Source organism: Burkholderia sp. 9779_493, assembly GCF_015712215.1.
In the GTDB taxonomy this organism is placed as follows: domain Bacteria; phylum Pseudomonadota; class Gammaproteobacteria; order Burkholderiales; family Burkholderiaceae; genus Burkholderia; species Burkholderia cenocepacia.
This window is the reverse complement of record NZ_JACCQA010000121.1, coordinates 1-404: the sequence shown is the minus strand read 5'-3', so window position 1 is coordinate 404 and position 404 is coordinate 1. Positions and strand designations below refer to the sequence as shown.

2 protein-coding genes are annotated in these 404 nt (G+C 47.5%); one reads left to right on the top strand and one right to left on the bottom strand.

The genetic code is table 11. The features are described 5' to 3' along the window. The coding region (gene orn / locus H0X95_RS35775) for an oligoribonuclease (RefSeq protein ID WP_196446445.1) at positions 1-199 on the top strand (199 nt) is incomplete at its 5' end. Positions 200-211: 12 nt separating this feature from the next. On the opposite strand, the gene H0X95_RS36145 is transcribed toward orn, so the two are convergent. After that, on the bottom strand, positions 212-404 hold a 193-nt coding region (locus H0X95_RS36145), incomplete at its 5' end, for a hypothetical protein (RefSeq protein ID WP_212736328.1).

Genomic DNA, 404 nt, shown 5'->3' with positions numbered 1-404 from the left:
GTTTAAATACATGCCGGAGCTGGAAGCCTACTTCCACTACCGTTATCTCGATGTCAGCACCCTGAAAGAGCTGGCGCGCCGCTGGAAGCCGGAAATTCTGGATGGTTTTACCAAGCAGGGGACGCATCAGGCGATGGATGATATCCGTGAATCGGTGGCGGAGCTGGCTTACTACCGCGAGCATTTTATCAAGCTGTAAAATTTTTCCTGGTCACGTAAGCGCCGGAATCCACTTGCGGCGGCGTGATTTTGACGCTAAATTGAACGTCTTGCTGATAATTTCAGCACTTGAGATAAAAACGCAAAAAAAACTTTTTTGGGGGGTTGCAGAGGGAAAGATTTCTCGTATAATGCGCCTCCCGTAACGACGCAGAAATGCGAAAATTACGAAAGCAAAATTAAGT